At 64.4% G+C, this 18,868-nt stretch carries 12 protein-coding genes; 3 read left to right on the plus strand and 9 right to left on the minus strand.

The features are described from left to right. Nucleotides 1–77: 77 nt before the first annotated feature. From F0P96_RS11780 to F0P96_RS11820, 9 genes are all read right to left on the minus strand, one after another. Nucleotides 78–650, minus strand: a complete 573-nt coding sequence (locus F0P96_RS11780; RefSeq protein ID WP_151079102.1) for a YMGG-like glycine zipper-containing protein — start codon at nucleotides 648–650, stop codon at nucleotides 78–80. A gap of 223 nt (nucleotides 651–873) precedes the next feature. Continuing rightward, nucleotides 874–1,800 carry an alpha/beta hydrolase gene (locus tag F0P96_RS11785; protein ID WP_151079103.1) on the minus strand — a complete coding sequence of 309 codons (927 nt, stop codon included), beginning with the start codon at nucleotides 1,798–1,800 and terminating at the stop codon, nucleotides 874–876. A 41-nt stretch (nucleotides 1,801–1,841) separates the two neighbouring features. Continuing rightward, entirely contained in the window at nucleotides 1,842–4,175 is a 2,334-nt protein-coding gene (gene pbpC, locus F0P96_RS11790; protein ID WP_151079104.1) for a penicillin-binding protein 1C, read from the minus strand. Nucleotides 4,176–4,294: 119 nt separating this feature from the next. Beyond that, nucleotides 4,295–5,203, minus strand: coding sequence for a class A beta-lactamase (gene bla / locus F0P96_RS11795; protein WP_151079105.1), 909 nt, complete (start codon nucleotides 5,201–5,203; stop codon nucleotides 4,295–4,297). A gap of 19 nt (nucleotides 5,204–5,222) precedes the next feature. Beyond that, on the minus strand, nucleotides 5,223–10,757 hold the full coding sequence (locus F0P96_RS11800) for an alpha-2-macroglobulin (RefSeq protein WP_151079106.1): 5,535 nt from the start codon (nucleotides 10,755–10,757) through the stop codon (nucleotides 5,223–5,225). A 193-nt stretch (nucleotides 10,758–10,950) separates the two neighbouring features. After that, nucleotides 10,951–11,475, minus strand: a complete 525-nt coding sequence (locus F0P96_RS11805; protein WP_151079107.1) for a hypothetical protein — start codon at nucleotides 11,473–11,475, stop codon at nucleotides 10,951–10,953. A gap of 192 nt (nucleotides 11,476–11,667) precedes the next feature. After that, entirely contained in the window at nucleotides 11,668–12,714 is a 1,047-nt protein-coding gene (locus tag F0P96_RS11810) for a sensor histidine kinase (protein WP_151079108.1), read from the minus strand. Nucleotides 12,715–12,849: 135 nt separating this feature from the next. Next, nucleotides 12,850–13,875, minus strand: coding sequence for a cytochrome d ubiquinol oxidase subunit II (locus F0P96_RS11815; protein ID WP_338074392.1), 1,026 nt, complete (start codon nucleotides 13,873–13,875; stop codon nucleotides 12,850–12,852). Between the two features lie 15 nt (nucleotides 13,876–13,890). After that, entirely contained in the window at nucleotides 13,891–15,291 is a 1,401-nt protein-coding gene (locus tag F0P96_RS11820) for a cytochrome ubiquinol oxidase subunit I (protein WP_420840958.1), read from the minus strand. A 150-nt stretch (nucleotides 15,292–15,441) separates the two neighbouring features. On the opposite strand from F0P96_RS11820, the gene F0P96_RS11825 reads away from it, so the two are divergent. From F0P96_RS11825 to F0P96_RS11835, 3 genes are all read left to right on the plus strand, one after another. Then, the gene (locus tag F0P96_RS11825; protein ID WP_151079110.1) at nucleotides 15,442–16,146 is read left to right on the plus strand and encodes a 2'-5' RNA ligase family protein; all 705 of its coding nucleotides are present in this window, start codon (nucleotides 15,442–15,444) and stop codon (nucleotides 16,144–16,146) included. Between the two features lie 104 nt (nucleotides 16,147–16,250). Next, entirely contained in the window at nucleotides 16,251–17,018 is a 768-nt protein-coding gene (locus tag F0P96_RS11830) for a hypothetical protein (RefSeq protein ID WP_151079111.1), read from the plus strand. A gap of 129 nt (nucleotides 17,019–17,147) precedes the next feature. Then, nucleotides 17,148–18,719: a glycerol-3-phosphate dehydrogenase/oxidase gene (locus F0P96_RS11835; protein WP_338074393.1), complete on the plus strand. Its 1,572-nt coding sequence runs from the start codon at nucleotides 17,148–17,150 to the stop codon at nucleotides 18,717–18,719. Nucleotides 18,720–18,868 lie beyond the last annotated feature (149 nt).

Here is an 18,868-nt window from a genome sequence, read left to right on the forward strand (position 1 = left end):
TCTGGTTGGAAAGGGGAGTGGAAACGAAAACCCAAGCCCGAGGGCCTGGGTTTTCGGAAATCTAGCAGAAAAAAGGATTACCAGCTCTTGCGGCGTACTTCCGACGAGGGGTAGGGCGTCGAACGGTCGCCGTACGATTCGTTGGGCAGGTAGGCAGCGTTCATGGCCATCGGGGCACCTGCGTTGGTGTACATCATGGCCGGGGCCGAGGCAGCGGCGAAGCCGGAAGCCATAGCGGGGTACTGGGGCTGCTGTTGCTGCACCTGCGCAATAGCGGCTTTGCGTTCGGCGGCTTCGGCACGCTTGGCCAGGGCGTTGCGCTCGGCACGGGCAGCGGCGGCTTCGCGCTCGGCGCGGGCAGCACGGTTGGCAGCGGCCACGCGGGCGGCTTCAGCAGCCTGGGCTTTGCGCTTGTTCTGGATGTTGCGGCCGATCATGTAACCGGTACCGGCACCCGCAGCGGCACCCACGGCACCACCTACCACACGGTTCTTCTTGTTGATGATGGCACCGGCAGCGGCACCACCCAAGCCACCAATGATGGCGCCTTTGGCTTGCGGACTTACTTTGCTCTGGGCTTGTACCGAAACCGATTGCATCAGCATCACAACGGCCAGCAGCAGGCTGAAGATATAAGGGAGCTTTTTCATGGTGGTTTTCAGGTTATGGTTCGGAGAACCGACATTCAACTTTGTGACCAACTTCTGTTAGGAGTTTTGCAAGCACCGTGCCATAACTGGTTCCAGAGCCCTAAACTGAACTGGCCAAAGGAAGGTTACGCGGCGCCGGCGCACAGTGGTATAAGCCAACATGATGCCACAAAAAAGCCCCTTGCAGCGCGTGCAAAGGGCCTTTTGAGGAAATGGTGACTTCCTACTTCGTGAGCCAGCCGTTGGCATCGAACCAGTTCTGGAGGCGGCCCATCCAGTCGTCTTTGGTGGTCTTGTTGAGCAGGCCAAAGCCGTGGCCGCCCTTGGGGTACAGGTGCATTTCGGCCGGCACGCCGCGCCGCACGCAGGCCTCGTAAAAGCGCAGGCTGTTGCCCACCGGCACGGTCTTGTCGTCGGCGGCGTGCACCAGAAAGGCGGGCGGCGTTTGGGCCGACACCTGCTGCTCGTTGGAGTACAGCCGAACCTGGTCGGGCGCGGGCGCTGCACCAAGCAAAGCCGTGCGCGAGCCGCCGTGGGCCAGGCTATCGGTGAAGCTGATGACAGGGTAAATCAGCACCAGAAAATCGGGCCGTACGGAGGTGTTGTCGGTGGTTTGGGCAGCTGGTTTGGCGAAGTGCGTGCCGGCCGTGGCCGCTAAATGCCCACCGGCCGAAAAGCCCATGACGCCCACACGCGCCGGGTTTACGCCAAATTCGGCAGCGCGCTGGCGCACCAGCCGCAGGGCCTGCTGGACATCAAGCAGCGGGGCCGTGGTTTTGTCGGGTTGGCTTTGGTCGTTGGGCAAGCGGTATTTCAGCACGAAGGCCGTAACGCCCATTTCATTAAGGCGCTTGGCCACGTCGTAGCCCTCGTGGTCAATGGAAAGGCGCGCGTAGCCGCCGCCCGGGCAAATAATGACGGCCGTGCCGTTGGCGGTGCCCGCGGCGGGGCGGAAAACAGTAAGCGTGGGCTGCACCACGTTGGAAACGCGCACGCCGCCGTTGGGCAGCGTAATGCTGGTTTCCCTCACGTCGCTCGGTTTCGAGTTCGGGATGGTACCGGTGTAGAGCGGAATGGTGGCCTGGCTTTGGGCGCGCAGCGGCGAAACCGCGCTCAGGCAAAGGGCAAAGGCAAACAGCAGCTTGGACATACAAACAAGCATGAGGGGATAGAAGGTGGCCGAAGCCGGTTTTACAGCCGTTCTACCAGCACTTGCACGTTGGTGTTGCGGCCGTGGTCGTCGGCACAGGAAATTTTGAGCGGACCTATGCCAGGGCGGATGAAGACCGGCTCGGTAGGTCCGGAGGCCCGTACAAACTGGTCGTTGGCGTACCAATACACCTGGCGCACGTCGTTGGCGGCGGCGCAGCGCAGCTGCAGCTTCTCGGAGTCGCGCTGGTCGAGCACGTATTCGGCGTTGGGCGTGGGCGACAGAATGCGCGGGGCTTGGTCGGGGGCGTCGTCGGCGCGCACGAGGGCGCAGGCGGGGTTGTGCGGGGGGCGCACGGCGTGGGGCAGGCCCTGGGCCGCTTTGAAAGCCAGCACTTCGGGCGTGAAGTTGGGGTAGAGCACGCGCCGGTAGCCCGCTTCGGGCAGGCACACGCGGCAATAGCTCACGCGCCCATCGGCCGACACAAATACCTCCTGCTGATGCTCGCAGCGGCGCACGTCGGAAATGCCGGGCAGAAAGTAGTCCATTACCTGGTCGGGGCAGTTGGGGCCGGGTACCTGGCCGCTCACCGAGCACACCAGCCGAAAATCGAGCCCGGCGGGCGGCGCAAACCACTCGCCGCTGTCGTTGTAGCTCAGGGCGTTGAAGAGGTCAAACAGCAGGGGCGTGGCTACGTCGGTGCCGGTGAGGGCCGGCGCGCCTTCGCCGCCAAAGTTGCCCAGCCACACCCCAATGGTGTAGTGCCCGTTGTAGCCGATGCTCCAGGCGTCGCGGCGGCCGTAGCTGGTGCCGGTTTTCCAGGACACCCGCGGCAGGCGCAACGAATTTTCGAAGCCAACGGGCAAATCGGGCCGCACGAGCTGGGACAGAATATCGGTAATGAGGTAGGCCGACGAGGCCGACACCAGCTGCACGGGCTTGGATTGCGGGGCGTTTTGCGTCCAGCGCAGCGGCTGGTAGCGGCCGTGGTTGGCCAGCGTGGCGTACAGGCCCACCAACTCTTCCAGCGTAGCCCCGCAGCCGCCCAAAATGGTGCTCAGGCCCAGCTGCGGTGCCTGCCGGCCCACGGTGCGAAACCCCGCCCGGCTCAGCTGGCTGGTGAATGTGCCCACGCCCACCTGTTCCAGCATGTGCACCGCCGGAATGTTGAGCGAGTAGCACAAGGCGCGCTCCAGCGTTACCTCGCCGTTGCAGCGCTTGTCGAAGTTTTCGGGGCGGAAGCCGCCGAAGTTGGTGGGCACGTCGGGCAGCACGCGCTTGGGCGTGACGAGGCCGCGGTCGAGGGCTACGGCGTAGAGAAACGGCTTGAGCGTACTGCCCGGCGAGCGAACGGCCCGAATGCCGTCGACCTGGCCTTGGTGGAAGGCGTCGCGGAAATCGGCGGAGCCCACGTAAGCCTGCACCGCGCGGGTCTGGTTGTCGACGACCAGCACGGCCGCCTGCGTGATGCCCAGCGGTGCCAGGCGGCGCACGTAATGCCGGGTCAGGTCTTCGGCCTTGGCTTGGGTGGCGCGCACCAGCGTTGCGCGTACGCCGGCGTCTTCGTGGGCTACAGAGGAGCCGGCCGCTTGCCGGTAGGGCTCCCGCACCAGCCGGCGGGCCAGGTGCGGAGCCAGGTGCGGGGCGGCCCGGCGCCGTGCCAGCAGCGGTTCGCGCAGCGCGTTTTCGATGTCCTTTTTCGGGAAAACGCCCTGCGTGCCCAGGTGCCGCAGCCACCGGTTGCGCGCGGCCAGCAGGGCGGCGTTGTGGCGGTCGGGGGCCAGGCCCGTCGGATTGTTGGGCACCACGGTAAGCGTGATCGTCTGGGCCAGCGAGAGGTAGTGCGGCGGCTGCCCGAAGTACAGCAAGGCCGCCGATTTCACGCCTTCCACGTTGGAGCCGTAGGGCACCAGGTTCAGGTAGAGCTGCAGGATTTCGTCTTTGGAATAATGTGCTTCCAGCTGCAGGGCGCGCAGCATTTCCTGCAGCTTGCCGCCCACGGTGCGCTCCTTGGGCTCCAGCAGGCGGGCTACTTGCATGGTGATGGTGCTGGCACCGGTGCGGCGGCCCTGGCCCAGCGCGTTGCGGCCGGCCGCTTTCAGCAGGGCCACCGGGTTGATGCCGGGGTGGAAATAAAACCACCGGTCCTCCTTCGCCACCAGGGCCCGGCGCAGCGTGGGGGTGATGTCGCGCAGGGCGGCCGGCAGGCGCCATTTCTGGTCGGGCGAGAGATAGGCGTGCAGCACCGAGCCATTGGCGGCCAGCACCACCGGGGAGTAAGGCGGCGGGGTCGGCAGCGGAAACAGCCGGTCGAGGCCCCCAAACAGAGCCAGCGTCAGCAGGGCAGCAAGCAGTATTTGGGTGGCCCGTTTCATGTCCCCGAAGGCAAATAAGTCAGCTCCGCAGCGCGGCCGGCAAAATCGGTTCCAAGGTAGCACTCGGTATGGCCAGGGCAGCGAAACGCCGCCCCTGACCGACGGCCGGACGGGCGCGGCTAGCGCGGCTTGGCCGCACCGGTCCAGTGCAGGTAAGCCGCCTGCGCAATGCGCGCAATGACCCCTTCCCGCACGGCCTCGGTGGCCCGCGAATCGGTCACGAACACGGCCACGGCCAGGTGCTGCTGGTTGGGCAGCGTGATGATGCCCACGTCGTTGGTGGCGCGGGTGAGGCCCTTGCTGGTGCCCGAGCCGCCGGTTTTGTGCGCCACCATGGTGCCGGCCGGCAGCAGGCCTTTCAGCCGGGCTTGCCCCCGCGTGGTGTTGGTGAGGTAGCGCAGCAGCAAGGCGTGGTTGGCGGCCGACATGCTTTTGCCCTTCTGCACCGCCACGAGCAGCCCCGCCATGCCCGCGGGCGAAGCCCAGCTGCGGTACTGGGCCAGCTCGTCTTCGGCCATTTCGCCCTCGGTGGTAGCCACCAGCACGTTGCTGAGGCCGAGGTTTTTGAGGTACTGCGTCACGGCCGCCGGGCCGCCGATGAGGCTCAGCAGTTTGTCGCAGGCCGAATTGTCGCTTTCCGACACCATGTAGCGGGTCAGCTCCTGCAGCGTCAGCTCGGTGCCCTGCGGGTGCTGTTCGCGCAGCGGGCTATGGCCTTTGCGCATGTCGGCCGGGGCAAGGCGCACGCGCTGGGTCCAGCGCAGCTTGCCCTGCTCCACTTGATGAATGACGAGCATAGCAATGGGCAGCTTGAACACGCTCTGCATCGGGAAGTGCTCGGCGCCGGCCAGCGTCACGGTTTCGCCGGTTTCGACCAGCGTAGCCGCCGCGCCCACGCGGCCGCCCGCCGGCTTGGCCAGCGCCGCAAACTGCTGGGCCAGCGTCGGGGTGGGCGCGGGCTGCTGGCCGTAGCCCGGCAGCGTGGTCAGCAGAAAGAAAACAACTAGGATTCGGGCTAGAGCAGGCATGGCAGCGGATTGGAAAAGCCTACCGCACCCGCACCACGCCGGCTCCGGCGTAGCTGTGGTATTCGGCGTTGTACATGGCATCGGAACTCACCGGCCCGAGCTTGAAGGTGCCCTTCGACACGGCCCGCGCTAGGTAGTAGAACGATTTTGGCTTGGGCGTGGCGGTGGTGAACAGGTTGATCCGGTCGTCGCGCACGTCCAGGTAATCGGGCGTGGCGGCGTCGGTGGCCCAGGTCAGCTCCCGCACGGCTCCGATGCGCGGGTTTTCGATTTCGAGACCGGCCGGCAGCAGGTCGGTAATGGCCACGTTGGGCACGTCGCCGGCCACGTCGCTGGACTGCAGCGTGATTTTAACCACCACCAAATCGTTCTGGCGGAATTCGGCGCGGCCCTGGGTCAACCCAAAGGGCTGGCCGGTGCGGTCGAGGAACTGCCGGCGCACCTGCAGCTGCTGGTCTTCCTCGCGCACCTGGCCGGTGGGCGAAATGCCTTCCAGCGTCCAGAAGTAGTAGAGCGGACCGCTGCCCTGGGTTTTGAGGCTCAGGCGGCGGTTGGCCACGTTGCTCACGTTCAGGTTTTGCGGGCCTTTGTACTGGCCGAGCACCGCGCCCGAGGCCTCGGCCAGCGTGGCCGTTACGGTGCTGTTGCGGGTGTTGTGGGCCACTTTGCCGAGGGCCAGCAGGGCAAAGGCGCGCTCCTGGGTGCTCAGCCAGCCGGCCTGCTTCACGAGGCGCGAGAGTTGCCGGGCCATCTGGGCCACCTGCGGGTTTTGCGGATCGGCTTCGATGAGCGTGTTCAGCGCCAGGCCCAGGTCGCGCACGGGCGAGTAGAACGAGCCGTCGAGGGCGCGGCGGGCGGCGGTTTCGGAGAAGCTGCGCGGCAGCAGGGCGCGGAAGCCCTTCGTTTGGCCCGACAGCGCGCTGGTGCTGGCCAGCACAAACTTCGAGTCCTGCGACAACAGCCCCTGGTTGGCCTGGTAGTAGTTCAGCGCCACCGGGTCGGGGCGGCCGGCCAGGGCCAGCACGTAGAGCGAGTAGGGAATTTCCTTCTTGGCAATGGTTTTCTGGTGCGCCACGCTGCCGGCCGTGAGGTACTGGTACTCCTCGGTTTCGCGCTTGCGGATGCGGTATTGCAGGTAGCGCAGCACCTTGTCGAGCACGCTGGCATTCACGGCAAACCCGGCGCGCTTGGCCTCGAGGAGGAAGTGCGCGGCGTAGGCCGAGGTCCACCAGTTATCGTAGTCGCCGCCGGGCCAGTAGCTCAACGAGCCGTTGTAGAGCTGCTGGGCCTCGATCTTGCGGATGGCCTCCTGCACGTGGTAGTTGGGGTTGTAGCGCTGCTGCTTTTTGGTCTGGCCCAGGGCCACGGCCAGATCGGGGTAATAGAGCTGCGGGAAAGCCGCCGACACGGTTTGCTCCAGGCAACCGTAGGGGTACTGCAGCAGGTAGCGCAAATCCTTGCTGAACTCCGTCATCGGTGAGCGGCTCAGTACCAGCTGGCTGCGCTGCGAGGTGGGCAGGAAATCGGTGCGCAAGTCAAGCGGCTGGGTCTTACCGCCCTGCACCACGCCCGCGCCGGTGCGCATCTGCAGCGGCGAAGCCGGGCGTATGGGGAGTTCGATGGTTTCGGTGAAGGTTTCATTTGTCCCTTTGGACGGCTTTGCTGCAATCGTTATTGAGCCATTGCCAACAGCATTTTTCGCATAAGCATGAAAAACGATGCGTTTTTCAGAGTTAGGGAGAAGTTGGCAAAATTGGACCGTTTCGATCTTGACCGGAGGGTTGGCATGGTGTTGATAAACCGATTCCAGAAGCCCTGTTGTTCGTTGGCTTGCTGTTACGATGATTTCTTTCTCCGTCGTATTCGTCAGCGTCACCGGCACGTCAATCGTGTCGCCGGGGCTGAGGAAGCGGGGCAGCGCGGTGCTAATGACCACCGGGTCGGCCACGCGCATGGTGTGGTCATCGGAGCCGAAGGCGTCGCCTTTGTAGGCCAGGGCCATCAGGCGCAGCGCTCCGCTGAACTGCGGAATGCGCACTTTCACCCGCACTTTTCCGCTGGCATCGGCATGCTGCACGCCGCTCCAGCGCGCCACCAGCTGCACCCGCCGCGAGGGCACGGGCGTGGTGCGGCGCGAGAGGTCATACCCGTCGCCACCGGTGCTGCTCGTGCCCAGCTCCGGGAGCAGGAAGGGGTACACGTCGTGGGCCGATACTTCGAGGGCGCGCTTCTGGTAGAAGTAGCCGAAGGGGTCGGGCGTGCGGTAATCCTTCATCTGCAGAATGCCTTCGTCCACCACGGCCAGCGTGACGGCCGCGCCGGGTTTGGTCTGCACCTCCACCAACTGATAAGTCTGCGAGCGGCTCTGCGCGGGCGCTTTGATGGCTACGGGCAGCTTGGCCTCGGGCTTTTCCACCGTCAGCGGCACGAAGCCGCGGGCCACCGTGAGCGGGTTGCGCGTGTCCGTCGACATGGGCCGGATGGCGGTGGCCGTCACGTACACGTTGGGCACGTGCCCGGCCCGGATGGGCACTGTTACGCGGGCCGATTTCTGGTCGGTGTCCACGTAGAAGTGGTCGAACACGCGGTTGCGCTCCACTGTCACCAGCACCCGGCCGGGGAAGGGCGTTTTGAGCAGCAGCGTGGCGGTTTCGCCAGGGTGGTAGCTGGCCTTGTCGGGCTCAATCTGCACTTGGCCCTCGTTGCTCACCTCGAAGGCGTTGCTGGGCGTGTCGCCGTAGCCGTAGGCGTAGAAGCGGCTGGCCACGTAGGTTTCGGCGCCGGGCCGGGCCACGCGCACCTCGTACTCGCCGGAGTACACGGGCTGGAAGGTGGCGGTACCCACCGGCGCGGCTTGCACGGTCTTGGTCAGCACCACTTCCTCGCGCCGCTGCGACTGGTAGATAAACCGCCCGCCCTGGCGCTCCAGCACCGTTTCCCACAGAATGCGCACCACCCGCACCAGCGCCGCCGCGTTGGCCGGCTTGCCTTGAGTTGAATTTTGCGGATTGAGCGCCACCACGCGAATGTTCGTCGGCTGGCGGGTACTCACCAGCTCGGGCAACTGCTGCACGCCGTACATCACCTGCTGGGTGCGCACTTCGAACGTGGCCAAACGGTTCACCGGTCGGCCGGTTTCGTCGAACACCGTGCCGAAGGCGGTGCCTTCGAGCGTGCCCAGGTCGCGGTAGTCGGGCACCGGGTACTCCACGGTGGCGCGGCCCTGCGCGTCGGTCTGGCCTTCGCGCACGGCCTTCTCGAAGCGGCTGTTCAGGCTCGATTCCGATTCGGTGCCGTCGCTGTAGCGGCGCTGCGTGCCGCCGCTTTCCAAGCTGAAGCTGTAGTCGGGGTAGTCTTTCGGGGCGAAGGTTTTCTGCTTGAGCGAGAATTCCACTTCCACTTTGCGGTCGGTGGCGGGCGGGCCGAACAGGTTCTGAGCCAGCACCGCGGCGCGCACCGTCTGGCCGGGCTTCACCACCGTGGGTGCGGCCGTCACGGTCACTTTCAGGCGGTCGGGCACAAACTCTTCCACGCTGATCTGCTTGGAGGTGAGCAGCACGTCGTTGCCGGTCAGCACTTCCAGCGTGTACAGGCCGGTCATCACCGAGGCGGGCAAAATGAACGGCGCCTCAAACGAGCCGTCCTTGGTGAGGGTGCGGCGGTAGCTGGCGTATTCCTTGCCCGAGGGCAGCAGCAGGCGGATTTTCATGGGCACTGCGCCGGCGGGCACGCGCCAGTCGTCGGTGCGCACCACGGTGTTGGTTCGAATGGTGTCGCCGGGGCGGTACAGGTCCCGGTCGCCGTACAGGAAGGCCTGGAAGCGGGCCGCGTTGCTTTGCAGGCCGCCCACGTCGTAGCGCGAGGTTTCCACGCGGCTGCGCGGCAAGGAGAGGAACGTAAAGTCCTGCCCGCTCTGCACCAGCACCGTTTCCAACTGAAAGCGCCGAGCCAGGGCTGTGTCGGCGTTGGTGCCCATCTGGGCCACGCCGCTGGCATTGGTGGCGCCGGTGAACATGGTCTGGTTGTTCGTGCTGATGAAGCGCACCGTGGCCCCGCCCACCGGCTTGGCCGTGCGCAGCGAATTCACGAACACCAAAGCGCCCGTCTGGCCCTGTTTCACCACCACGCCCAGGTCCGACACCGTCACGAGCTTCGATACCTGCAGCCACTGCCGCTCGGTGTCCTGCACGCGTATCACGTACAGGCCCTTGAGCTGGTTGCTGAACTCCAGATCCTGCAAGGACAGGTGTAGCAGCCGCAACGAGCCCTGCTTGGGCAGGCCGGCCGTGGTGTAGGTGCGCTCGGTGAGCAGGTTGCCGTAGTCGGCCGTGTTGTAGTAGTTGTAGCTGTGGTCGACGTATTCGCCGCCCTCTTCCTCGCCGCCGCCTTCTTCCTCGTCGTAGCCGTACTGCTCGCCCGAGCGCAGCAGCTCGCGGATGTTGTTGGCGTACACCTTGTAGATGCTCACCTTCACGCGGTTCACCTCGTTCAGGCGCAGCCCCAGGTTGCGCAGGCCGGCCGCGCCCAGGTACATGGCCTTGTCGCCGTGGGCAAAGCTGATGCTGGGCCGCTCGTCGCTGAAGGATACCTGCTGGCTGACGGCCTGATTTAGCCGCCCGCCCAGCTCGCCGGTGGCCCCGGCCTGAATGCTCACGGTGTAGCTTTTGCCCAGCTCGAAGCCGCCGCGCAGCACCAGCCCGCTTTCCTTGGCCTCCACGGTATAGCCTACGGCCGGCTGCACCGCAATCAGCGGCTGCAGCGCGGCAGCATCCACCGGCTGGTTGGTCAGAATCGTCACGGCCGGCTCGCCCTCGATCTGCGTGCCGCTCACCTCACGCACCTGCAGCTCCTGCGGGTCGGGCACCGTCACGGAGCCCGAGAGGCGGCGCCGGTTGGTAGTGTCGGCCTGAGCAGGCGCCCCCACCGGCATCAGGCCCGGCGACAACACCAGCTGAATGGCGCTGCCGGCCGCTATGGCCTGCGTGGGCTGCACACCCACTACCTTATCGGCCTGCGCCGAAACTACTTCGAAGGGCACTTGCTGGCCGTTGGCGGTCAGGAGCAGGTGCTGGCCCACGTCGGCGGGGCGCACGGGGTAATTGAAGCCCACGTTCAGGCGCACGGCCGGCCCATTGCTGCCGGCCGTCCAGAACACCTGTGGGATGGTCATGTCGAGGTAGGGCGTGTGGAAACGGCGGCGCTTGAGCTCGGGCAGCTTGCGCTGCGCTTCCTTCGGCAGGGCCTGGGGCCGCCACTCGGCCTTGAAAGCGGTGCTGGGCGAAAACGGGTGCGCGGGCGAAAACACCAGCTCCCGGTCCGAGGTCCACATGAACTTGCCCCGCACGGCCGGCTCGAAGCGCACGTACTGGGTGGTGTCCCAGCGGCTGGTTTGCTCGGCCGCGGCCACGGGCTCATCGAAGCTGAACACCAGATTTTCGTAGGGGTCAATTTCTTCGCCATCGGCGGATGCGTCATCGGCGCCGGGCTTGGAGCAGGCGCATAGCAAGGCCAGCAGCACCAGCAGTGGCAGGCGGAGCACTTGGGGGGAGGTCATACCGGATAGGGGAGGGTGGGTTGCGGCGGCGGGAAAGGTAACCCAAAACCCGCAGGAACAAGCAGTAAGAGGACTTTTCTGACGTTTTTCCTCCCCTCTGGATTGATGCCAGCCCACCGCCGTTGTATTGGGTCGGCTTTAGCATTCCAGCGCCTCTCCCTGGTCAGTTCTGAAGTATGTACTGCAGCCGCGGTTAGCGCCCCGTAGCGCTTCTTGTGTAGCTGTATTCGTGCCGTTTCAGCCATGTGGTTTGCCCCGCAAACTGCACGTCTTTTCGGCTGGTGTACACGTCGCGGCCAATCACGTAAGTATGCCGAATCAGGGCTGGCTGGTTGTCGTTACCGTCGGTACCCGCCGTTTCGGTCACGATTTCCAGGTTGCCACCGGGCAGGCGGCGCTTCGTCTTGATGGGTTCCTGGTCGAGCAGGCGCCCATCGGCGGAAACCGTAAGGGTATCGACCGAGTTGGCACTGGCTTCTTTCGGGTACGAATAGGCCCGGCGAAACCGGTTGCTCCGGCCAATTTGCTGGATGTTGATATCCGCTGGCATGGTGTACGGCTTGCCAGAACTGTAATCCAGATACGTCAGCGACCCTTGCCAATGGCCGATGAGCGGCTGCAGTTCCCGAACGGTTACCGTGGCGGGGCTCTGCGCCAAGCTGTTTCCGGCACTCCCGAAACCAAGCAGTAGAAAAGCGGCAGTTCGTGCAACTCGCATAGGGAGGGAGCAGACAAAAAACTGGAAAAGCCCAAAGGCGAACGACAAGCACCACTGCCGGCAAAGCCAGTGGCGCCTCGGGCCGTGGAAGATATTAACTATCAGCCAATATGCGCCGGCCGTTCGGGGCAAATCGACAATTACGACGCTTGTAGCCTCACCGCCATGCGGCGGGCACACAAACAGGCTTTGCTACAGCGCCACCGTCAGGTGGCTGGCGTAGTGCTCGGGCTCGTCGTGAATGGCCAGCGTGTACTGCTCGGGGTAGAGCGCGTCGAGGCGCTTGCGGATGTTGTCGAGCCCGATGCCGGTGCTTTCTTCCTTGGGGCCGTGGCGCTTTTTGTTGCGGGTGCTGAACGAGAGCAGGTTTTGCTGAATGCCCAGCTCAATGCGCAGCGGCGAATCGGGTTCCTGCAGCTCGCCGTGCTTAAAGCAGTTTTCGACGAAGCTGGCCAGCACCAGCGGCGGGATGCGCAGGTCGGCGGGCGTGCCCTGCAGGTTGAACTCGACCTGCAACCGGCTGCCGAACCGAAGCTGGTTGAGGGCAATGTAGTTCTGCAGGTGCTGCACTTCCTCGGCCAGCAATACTTTGTCCTGCTCGTTTTCGCTCAGCGTGTGCCGCATCATGTCGGAGAGCAGCAGAATTCCCTGCGCGGCTTCCTTGGAGTGGCGGTAGGTTTCGGCGTAGAGAAAGTTGAGGGCGTTGAAGAGGAAGTGCGGGTTGATCTGGCTGCGCAAAAACGCCAGCTTGGTTTGCAGCAATTCGGCCTCGGCCAAGCGTAGCTGCTCCTGCTGGAGGGTTTTCTGCCGCTCAGTCCGAATAGCCCGTTGCGCGGCCCAGTAGCAAATGGCCAGCGTGATAAAGTAGAGGCTGCGGTACGATACCATGCCCAGGAAAATCCACGGGCCAAGGTAGGGGTACATAAGGCGCGGCAGAAACTTCGGCAGCAGGTACAAAACCAAGCCGAATCGCAGCGCGCCATACAAAACCAGCATACCGATGGTATAGAGCCAGAACTGCTTGAATCGTTTGGTGGCGTAGTACCGCGGCAGCAACCAGCTGCCCAGCCCATAAAACAGCGCCGCATAGAGGCAGAAAATCAGCACAGACTCCTGCCAGACGAGGTACTTCAGCTGCCCCACCATGGCCAGCATCATGCATTCGTAGAGGAAATACACGGTCCAGAGTGCCAGATGAATGCCAATGGTCTTGAGGCGCGCAGCAGTCGGGGAGGGCATAAGCAAGCAAATAGCGCTGCCCGAAAGCAGCAAGGAAATAGCAAATGAAGGCCGAAGCCGGTAGCCACAGTATTTCGGCAAGGCAAGGTAGGCCTTTGCCGTGGCTCAGCCAATGCAAACCGGCCAAAACCAGCCTCAGTGCGCTGATTCGGGCCGGGTGCTTGCGCGCTGAAAGCTGTAGTAGAGGTAAAACAGCGCCGGCAGAATAAACAAGCTGCCCACCAGCAGCGCCCAGCCCAGGGCCGCCGTGGTTTTGGCCGGCGCCAGCTCCCGCACCAACGACAGCGCCGCGCCGTGCCGCAGCACCACAAACGCGGGGAAGTGCGCGTAGCCCACCGCCAGCAAAATCATGGTGGCCTGAAAGCCGGCCAGCACCCGCAGCACAGCTGCCGAGCCGTCCGGCAGCAGCACCCACAGGGCTACCAACGAAGCCGTGGCCGCCGCAATGGCCGACAAGCCCACCGCGTTGCCAAACACCCAATTTGCCAGCGGAATGCCCTCCAGCTGCGCGGCCCCAAACACCAATGCCCCGCACAGCACCGCCGCCACCGTAGCCCGGCGGGTTTCGCGCACGAAGCGCCGCCGGTCGGCCGCGGAGTTGGCCTCGCCAATGGTGTACACCGAGGCCAGGTAGGCGCACAGGGCCACCGTAAACGCGCCCACCGCCAGCCCAAAGCCGTGCAGCCAGCTGCCCATGTAGGCCGCCCAGAAATCGGGCGCCTGCGGGTCGATGTAGCCGGCAATCAGGCTGGCGGCAATGACGCCGAGGAAAAACGGGGTGAGCAGGCTCGAATACCGAAACACGCGCCCGTACAGGACCTGCATCTGGTCGTGCACCGCGTCGTAGTTCCGAAACACGAAAGCCGTGCCCCGCGCAATAATGCCCATCAGCATCAGCAGCAGCGGAATGTGCAGGTAGGTAGACATGACGCTGTAGATGCGCGGAAAACCCACGAACAGGATGACCACCGCAATGATGAGCCACATGTGGTTGGCCTCCCAAATCGGGCCGATGGCGTGGTACATGGTCTGCCGCAGCAGGCGCCGGTCTTTGCCGCGCGTGAACAGCTCCACAATACCGGCCCCAAAATCGGCGCCGCCCAGCAGCAGGTAGGCCAGAATAGCCAGGCAGAGGTAGGCAATGACAACGTAGGCCATCATAACGGAAGGGCATGGTTAGGCAAGTGACACCTGCGGCGGCACATCGTAGAGCACCGGCACCATCTTGATCTGGCGGTAGAGCAGAAACACCACCACCACGCTCAGCGAGAGGTACACGGCCGTGAACAGGTAAAACGAGTAGACGACGCCCGGCATGGGCGTCACGGCGTCGGCGGTGCGCATCACCCCGTTGATAATCCAGGGCTGCCGGCCCACTTCGGTTACCGTCCAGCCGGCCTCCACGGCCAGAAAACCGGCGGGCGTGGCGGCCGCAAACAGCCGCAGCAGCCAGCGGCTGTGCAGCCACGCCCGCCGGCGCCACCGCGCCCAAAAATACAGCAGCGCAATGCCCAGCATGAGCATACCCAGCCCCACCATCAGCTGAAAGGCAAGGTGCGGCACCAGCACCGGCGGCCGGTCTTCGGGCCGAATCCGGTCGAGGCCGGTGACTTCCTGGGCGAAGTTGCCGTGGGCCAGAAAGCTGAGCAGACCGGGAATTTTGACGGCATAATTCACCTGCCCGGCTTTTTCGTCGGGCAGGCCGCCGAGCACCAAGGCCGCGGCTTTTTCGGTGCGGAAGTGGGCTTCCATGGCGGCCAGCTTGGCGGGTTGCCGCCGGGCCACGTCCTTGGCCGATACGTCGCCGCTGAGCGGCTGCAGCACGGCCGCCACCGCCCCAAAGGCCGCTGCAATGGCAAACGCCCGCTGGTGAAACGTCACGTTTTGGCGCTTGAGCAGCATGATGGCGTGCACGCCTGCCACGGCAAAACCGGTAGCGGCAAACGCAGCCACCGTCATGTGCAGGGCCTGCGAGGCCCAGGCGTCGTTGAACATGGCCTGAATAGGGTCGATGTTCAGGTACTGGCCGTTCACGTAGTCGAAGCCGGCGGGGCTGTTCATCCAGGCGTTGGCCGCCACCACCAATATGCCCGAGGCCAGCCCGCTCACGCCCACCACGACGCCCGTAAACCAGTGAAACCACGGGTGAAACCGGTCCCAGCCGTAGAGGAAAAAGCCGAGGGCAATGGCTTCGATGAAAAACGCGGTGCCTTCGAGCGAAAACGGCATGCCGAAGATGGGCCCCGCGTGCTCCATGAAACGCGGCCAGAGCAGGCCCAGCTCAAACGAGAGCATGGTGCCCGACACGGCCCCGGTGGCGAAGAAAATGGCCACGCCCTTGCTCCAGGCCTTGGTGACGTTGCGGTAGGTGGCGTTGCCGGTACGCAGCCAGCGGTAGTGCGCCACGGCCATAAAAAACGGCATCACCATGCCAATGCACGAGTAGATGATGTGGAACCCGAGCGAGAGGGCCATTTGTGAGCGGGCGGCGAGAAAATCGTCCATGGCTGCGGAATGTGGCTGGACAACAGAAAGGCCCGACGAAACCGAACGGGCGGAGGCGACTGGAGCACCCATAGCCGGGCGTTCCTCTGCGCCTCAACAGCTGGTAGAGTGCGGTGCCGGCCTAAAGAAAGGGCATTTGCGGGGGAAATTGCTAACGGTCGGTCAATTGTTCAGCCGCCCGGTTGCGGGCCTCGCTTTCGGGCATATCTGCTTTCTTGTGCCATGAACCTTTCCGCGCACTACGACCAGATGTGGCAGCGCAGCCGGCCACTTTTTGCCGCCAACACCCTCGCCCTCGACCCGCTGCTCGATGCGCCCGATGACTCCCGCCGGGGCCTCACGGTGGTGGCCCGTTTGGCGCCAGCCGTGGTAGCCCGCCTGCAGGCCTTCGCCGACGAGCTGCGCCAGCTAGAGCCGCAGCAGTATTACTATCCCGCCGCTGCTACGCACCTCACCGTGCTGTCCCTCGTTTCTTGCTACCCCGGCTTTCAGCTCGGCCACGTCGAGCCCGCAGAGTACATGGCCCTGGTAGCCTGCGCTGTGCAAGCTGAGGCGCCTTTTGCAGTCGATTTCGTGGGCATCACCGCCTCGCCGGCTACGGTGCTGGTGCAGGGTTTTCCGCACGATGACACCCTGCGCCACCTGCGGCAGCAGCTGCGTACGGCGTTTCAGGCGTCGGCCTTGCAGCAGTCCATCGATTCGCGCTACACCTTGCAAACCGCGCACAGCACCGTGGTCCGGTTTCGGGCGCCGCTGCGCCAGCCCGCCCGGTTTCTGGAAGTGCTCGACCGATACCGTCCGCATGCATTCGGCACCACGGTAGTCGACCGGGTCGAACTGGTGTTTAACGACTGGTACCACCGCCCCGAGGCGGTGCAGGTGCTGCACACTTTCGCCCTGACGGGCAATACGGTAGCCTCGCAATAAAGCAGTTCAGAGCAGAGGAAAAACTGCCGCGGGCGCGTCGGAATTGCCCGTGCATAGATTATATTACCTACACCAAAACCGGGTTGCCTCAAACGTCACCACCCATGAAAGCTGTTCGTTGGCTGATTCCCGTCGGGTGCTTGCTGCTGGGTTTGACTCAGGGCCTGCTGCTGCCGCTGGCGGCCGGTGCGCAAGGCACCTCCAGCCGGGCGCAGCTGTTTCGGGTAGGCGTGGTCGTGCTCAATTCCGGCGACACCCTTCGCGGGCCCGTGCAGCTCTTCCTCGACCGCGACGCGCTGGCCGTGACCATGCCCGACAGCACGGTGCGCACCGTGTCGGCGGTGGCGGTGCAGACGTTTGCCGTGCGCAGCCCCATACTGCCCCGTTCGGCCTACTATGCCCTCAGCCGAATGGGGAACGACCGCGCCCGGCGCCTGCGCGGCCCGCAGCGCTACCGCCAGTTTTTGGTGTACCGCTGGAACCACGACCGACCCACGTCGAACTTCACGTCGCCCGCATTCTTCGAGCGGCTCAACGGCGGCCCCGTGCTGCTGTTGCGTCGGCGGTACTTGGTTGAGCGCACCTCCAGCCGCACGCTCGACAATTACACAACCCCCGCCAACCGGCCCACCCGGCCCATGCAGGTGCTCACCACCTACACCGACGTGAGCGACCGGTACTACCTGGCCACGCCCGCCGGGGCCATCGTGGCGCTGCGGCGGCCCAAGCGCGATTTGCTGGCCTACTTTCCCGCTCAGGCCCAGCAGCTGGAAGCGTTTGCCTCCCAGCACAAACTAAGTTTCGACACGGAAGAAGGCCTGGCCCGGCTGGTTGATTTTGCCAACCTGTTGAACGAGCCGTCGGTGCAATAACGCGGGCCGAAAGGCGGCCCCGTCGCTGGGCGCTCGTATTTTGGGCCACCGCCTCGCGCGGCCGCTGTTCGCCGTGCATTCTCCGTATTGGAAGCAAGCACCTAGCTGGCGGTAGTTGTGCCGTTTGTTATGATGCCATTGCCCCGCGAAATCCAACTAGCCCGCCTGGCCGCCGAGCCCGAGTGGGACATAATTGTTATCGGCGGCGGGGCCACGGGCCTGGGGGCAGCGCTCGACAGCGCCAGCCGGGGCTACCGCACCCTGCTTGTGGAGCAGCATGACTTTGCAAAGGGCACCTCCAGCCGCAGTACCAAGCTCGTGCACGGCGGCGTGCGCTACCTCGCCCAAGGGCAGATACGGTTGGTGCGCGAAGCCCTGCACGAGCGGGAAGTGCTGCGGCAAAACGCTCCGCACCTCGTGCATTCCCAGGCTTTCGTCATTCCAGCTTACCGCTGGGGGGCGGTGCCGTTCTATACCCTCGGGCTGAAGCTCTACGACTTGTTGGCCGGCCGGCACAGCTTTGGCGCTTCGCAAGCGTTAAGCGCAGCCGAAACCCTCCAGCGCCTGCCAACCGTACGGCCCACTGGCCTGCGCGGCGGCGTGCTCTATCAGGACGGCCAGTTTGATGATGCCCGTCTGGCCATAAATCTTGCCCAAACCTGCATCGAGCAAGGCGCTACGGTGCTGAACTATTGTGCGGTGCGCGGCCTGCTGAAAACACCGGCAGGCCGGGTATGCGGCGTGCAGGCCGAAGACGTAGAAACCGGGATGGTATATGAGGTGCGGGCCCGCGCCGTAATCAATGCCACCGGCATTTTTGTCGATGCCATCCGCCGCCTCGATGCCCCTGCAGCGGCCCCGCTTGTGCGCGCCAGCCAAGGCGTGCACCTGGTGCTCGACCGCGCTTTTCTGCCCGGCGCCGATGCGCTTATGATACCCCAAACCGAGGACGGCCGCGTGCTTTTTGCCGTGCCCTGGCATAACCACGTGGTGCTGGGTACCACCGATACGCCCGTGGCGCACATAACCGCGGAGCCCCGCGCCCTGGAAGCCGAAATCGACTTTATCCTGGGTACGGCCGCGCAGTACCTTTTGCGCCCCCCGCAGCGCGCCGATGTGCGCAGCGTATTTGCCGGCCTTCGTCCGCTGGCCGCCCAATCGGGCAAGGCCGCGACCAAAGAGCTGTCAAGAGGCCATAAAATCGAGGTGTCGGCTGCGGGCCTCATCACCATCACCGGGGGCAAATGGACGACCTACCGCCGCATGGGCGAAGACGCAGTGGACCGAGCTGCCGCCGTGGGTGGCCTGCCTCACCAACCAAGCCCGACGGTCCGGCTGCCTATTCACGGCGCCCAAGCTGCTTCTGCGCAAGCAGGCAGCCACCTCGCCGTGTACGGCGCCGATGTAGCGGCGCTACTGGAACTCGTGGCTCAGCAACCTGCTCTGGGCGAACAGTTGCACCCGCGTCTGCCCTACCTCAAAGCCGAAGTGGTATGGGCTGCCCGATACGAGTTGGCCCGTACTGTGGAAGACGTGCTGGCCCGTCGCCTGCGGGCCTTGTTTCTCGATGCGCAAGCCGCATTGGAGATGGCGCCAGCCGTAGCTGCACTGCTAGCCCAAGAGCTACGGCGCGATGAGCAGTGGCAAAAAACGCAACTAGCCTCATTTGCCGAACAGGCCCGCGGATACCTCCTGATCTGAAGCACAGCACCGGCAGATAGGAATGCATGGCTCGGCTGATCAAGATCAGGAGCGCATCAGTCAATGTCGGAATTAAGGCATGCTACTAGAAATCTAGTGCCCTTGTAAATTGGAAGGGGTGTAGTAGTAAAAAATATGTTTTTATTAGA

The sequence above is a fragment of the Hymenobacter busanensis genome (assembly GCF_008727865.1).
Classification (GTDB): domain Bacteria; phylum Bacteroidota; class Bacteroidia; order Cytophagales; family Hymenobacteraceae; genus Solirubrum; species Solirubrum busanense.

Excerpts from the sequence above, each read along its gene's own strand:
- F0P96_RS11780 (WP_151079102.1), bottom strand. The coding sequence starts at position 650 with ATGAAAAAGCTCCCTTATATCTTCAGCCTGCTGCTGGCCGTTGTGATG.
- F0P96_RS11805 (WP_151079107.1), bottom strand. The coding sequence starts at position 11,475 with ATGCGAGTTGCACGAACTGCCGCTTTTCTACTGCTTGGTTTCGGGAGT.
- F0P96_RS11815 (WP_338074392.1), bottom strand. The coding sequence starts at position 13,875 with ATGATGGCCTACGTTGTCATTGCCTACCTCTGCCTGGCTATTCTGGCC.
- pbpC (WP_151079104.1), bottom strand. The coding sequence starts at position 4,175 with ATGAAACGGGCCACCCAAATACTGCTTGCTGCCCTGCTGACGCTGGCT.
- F0P96_RS11785 (WP_151079103.1), bottom strand. The coding sequence starts at position 1,800 with ATGTCCAAGCTGCTGTTTGCCTTTGCCCTTTGCCTGAGCGCGGTTTCG.
- F0P96_RS11810 (WP_151079108.1), bottom strand. The coding sequence starts at position 12,714 with ATGCCCTCCCCGACTGCTGCGCGCCTCAAGACCATTGGCATTCATCTG.
- F0P96_RS11820 (WP_420840958.1), bottom strand. The coding sequence starts at position 15,291 with ATGGGTGCTCCAGTCGCCTCCGCCCGTTCGGTTTCGTCGGGCCTTTCT.
- bla (WP_151079105.1), bottom strand. The coding sequence starts at position 5,203 with ATGCCTGCTCTAGCCCGAATCCTAGTTGTTTTCTTTCTGCTGACCACG.
- F0P96_RS11835 (WP_338074393.1), top strand. The coding sequence starts at position 17,148 with ATGATGCCATTGCCCCGCGAAATCCAACTAGCCCGCCTGGCCGCCGAG.
- F0P96_RS11825 (WP_151079110.1), top strand. The coding sequence starts at position 15,442 with ATGAACCTTTCCGCGCACTACGACCAGATGTGGCAGCGCAGCCGGCCA.
- F0P96_RS11830 (WP_151079111.1), top strand. The coding sequence starts at position 16,251 with ATGAAAGCTGTTCGTTGGCTGATTCCCGTCGGGTGCTTGCTGCTGGGT.
- F0P96_RS11800 (WP_151079106.1), bottom strand. The coding sequence starts at position 10,757 with ATGACCTCCCCCCAAGTGCTCCGCCTGCCACTGCTGGTGCTGCTGGCC.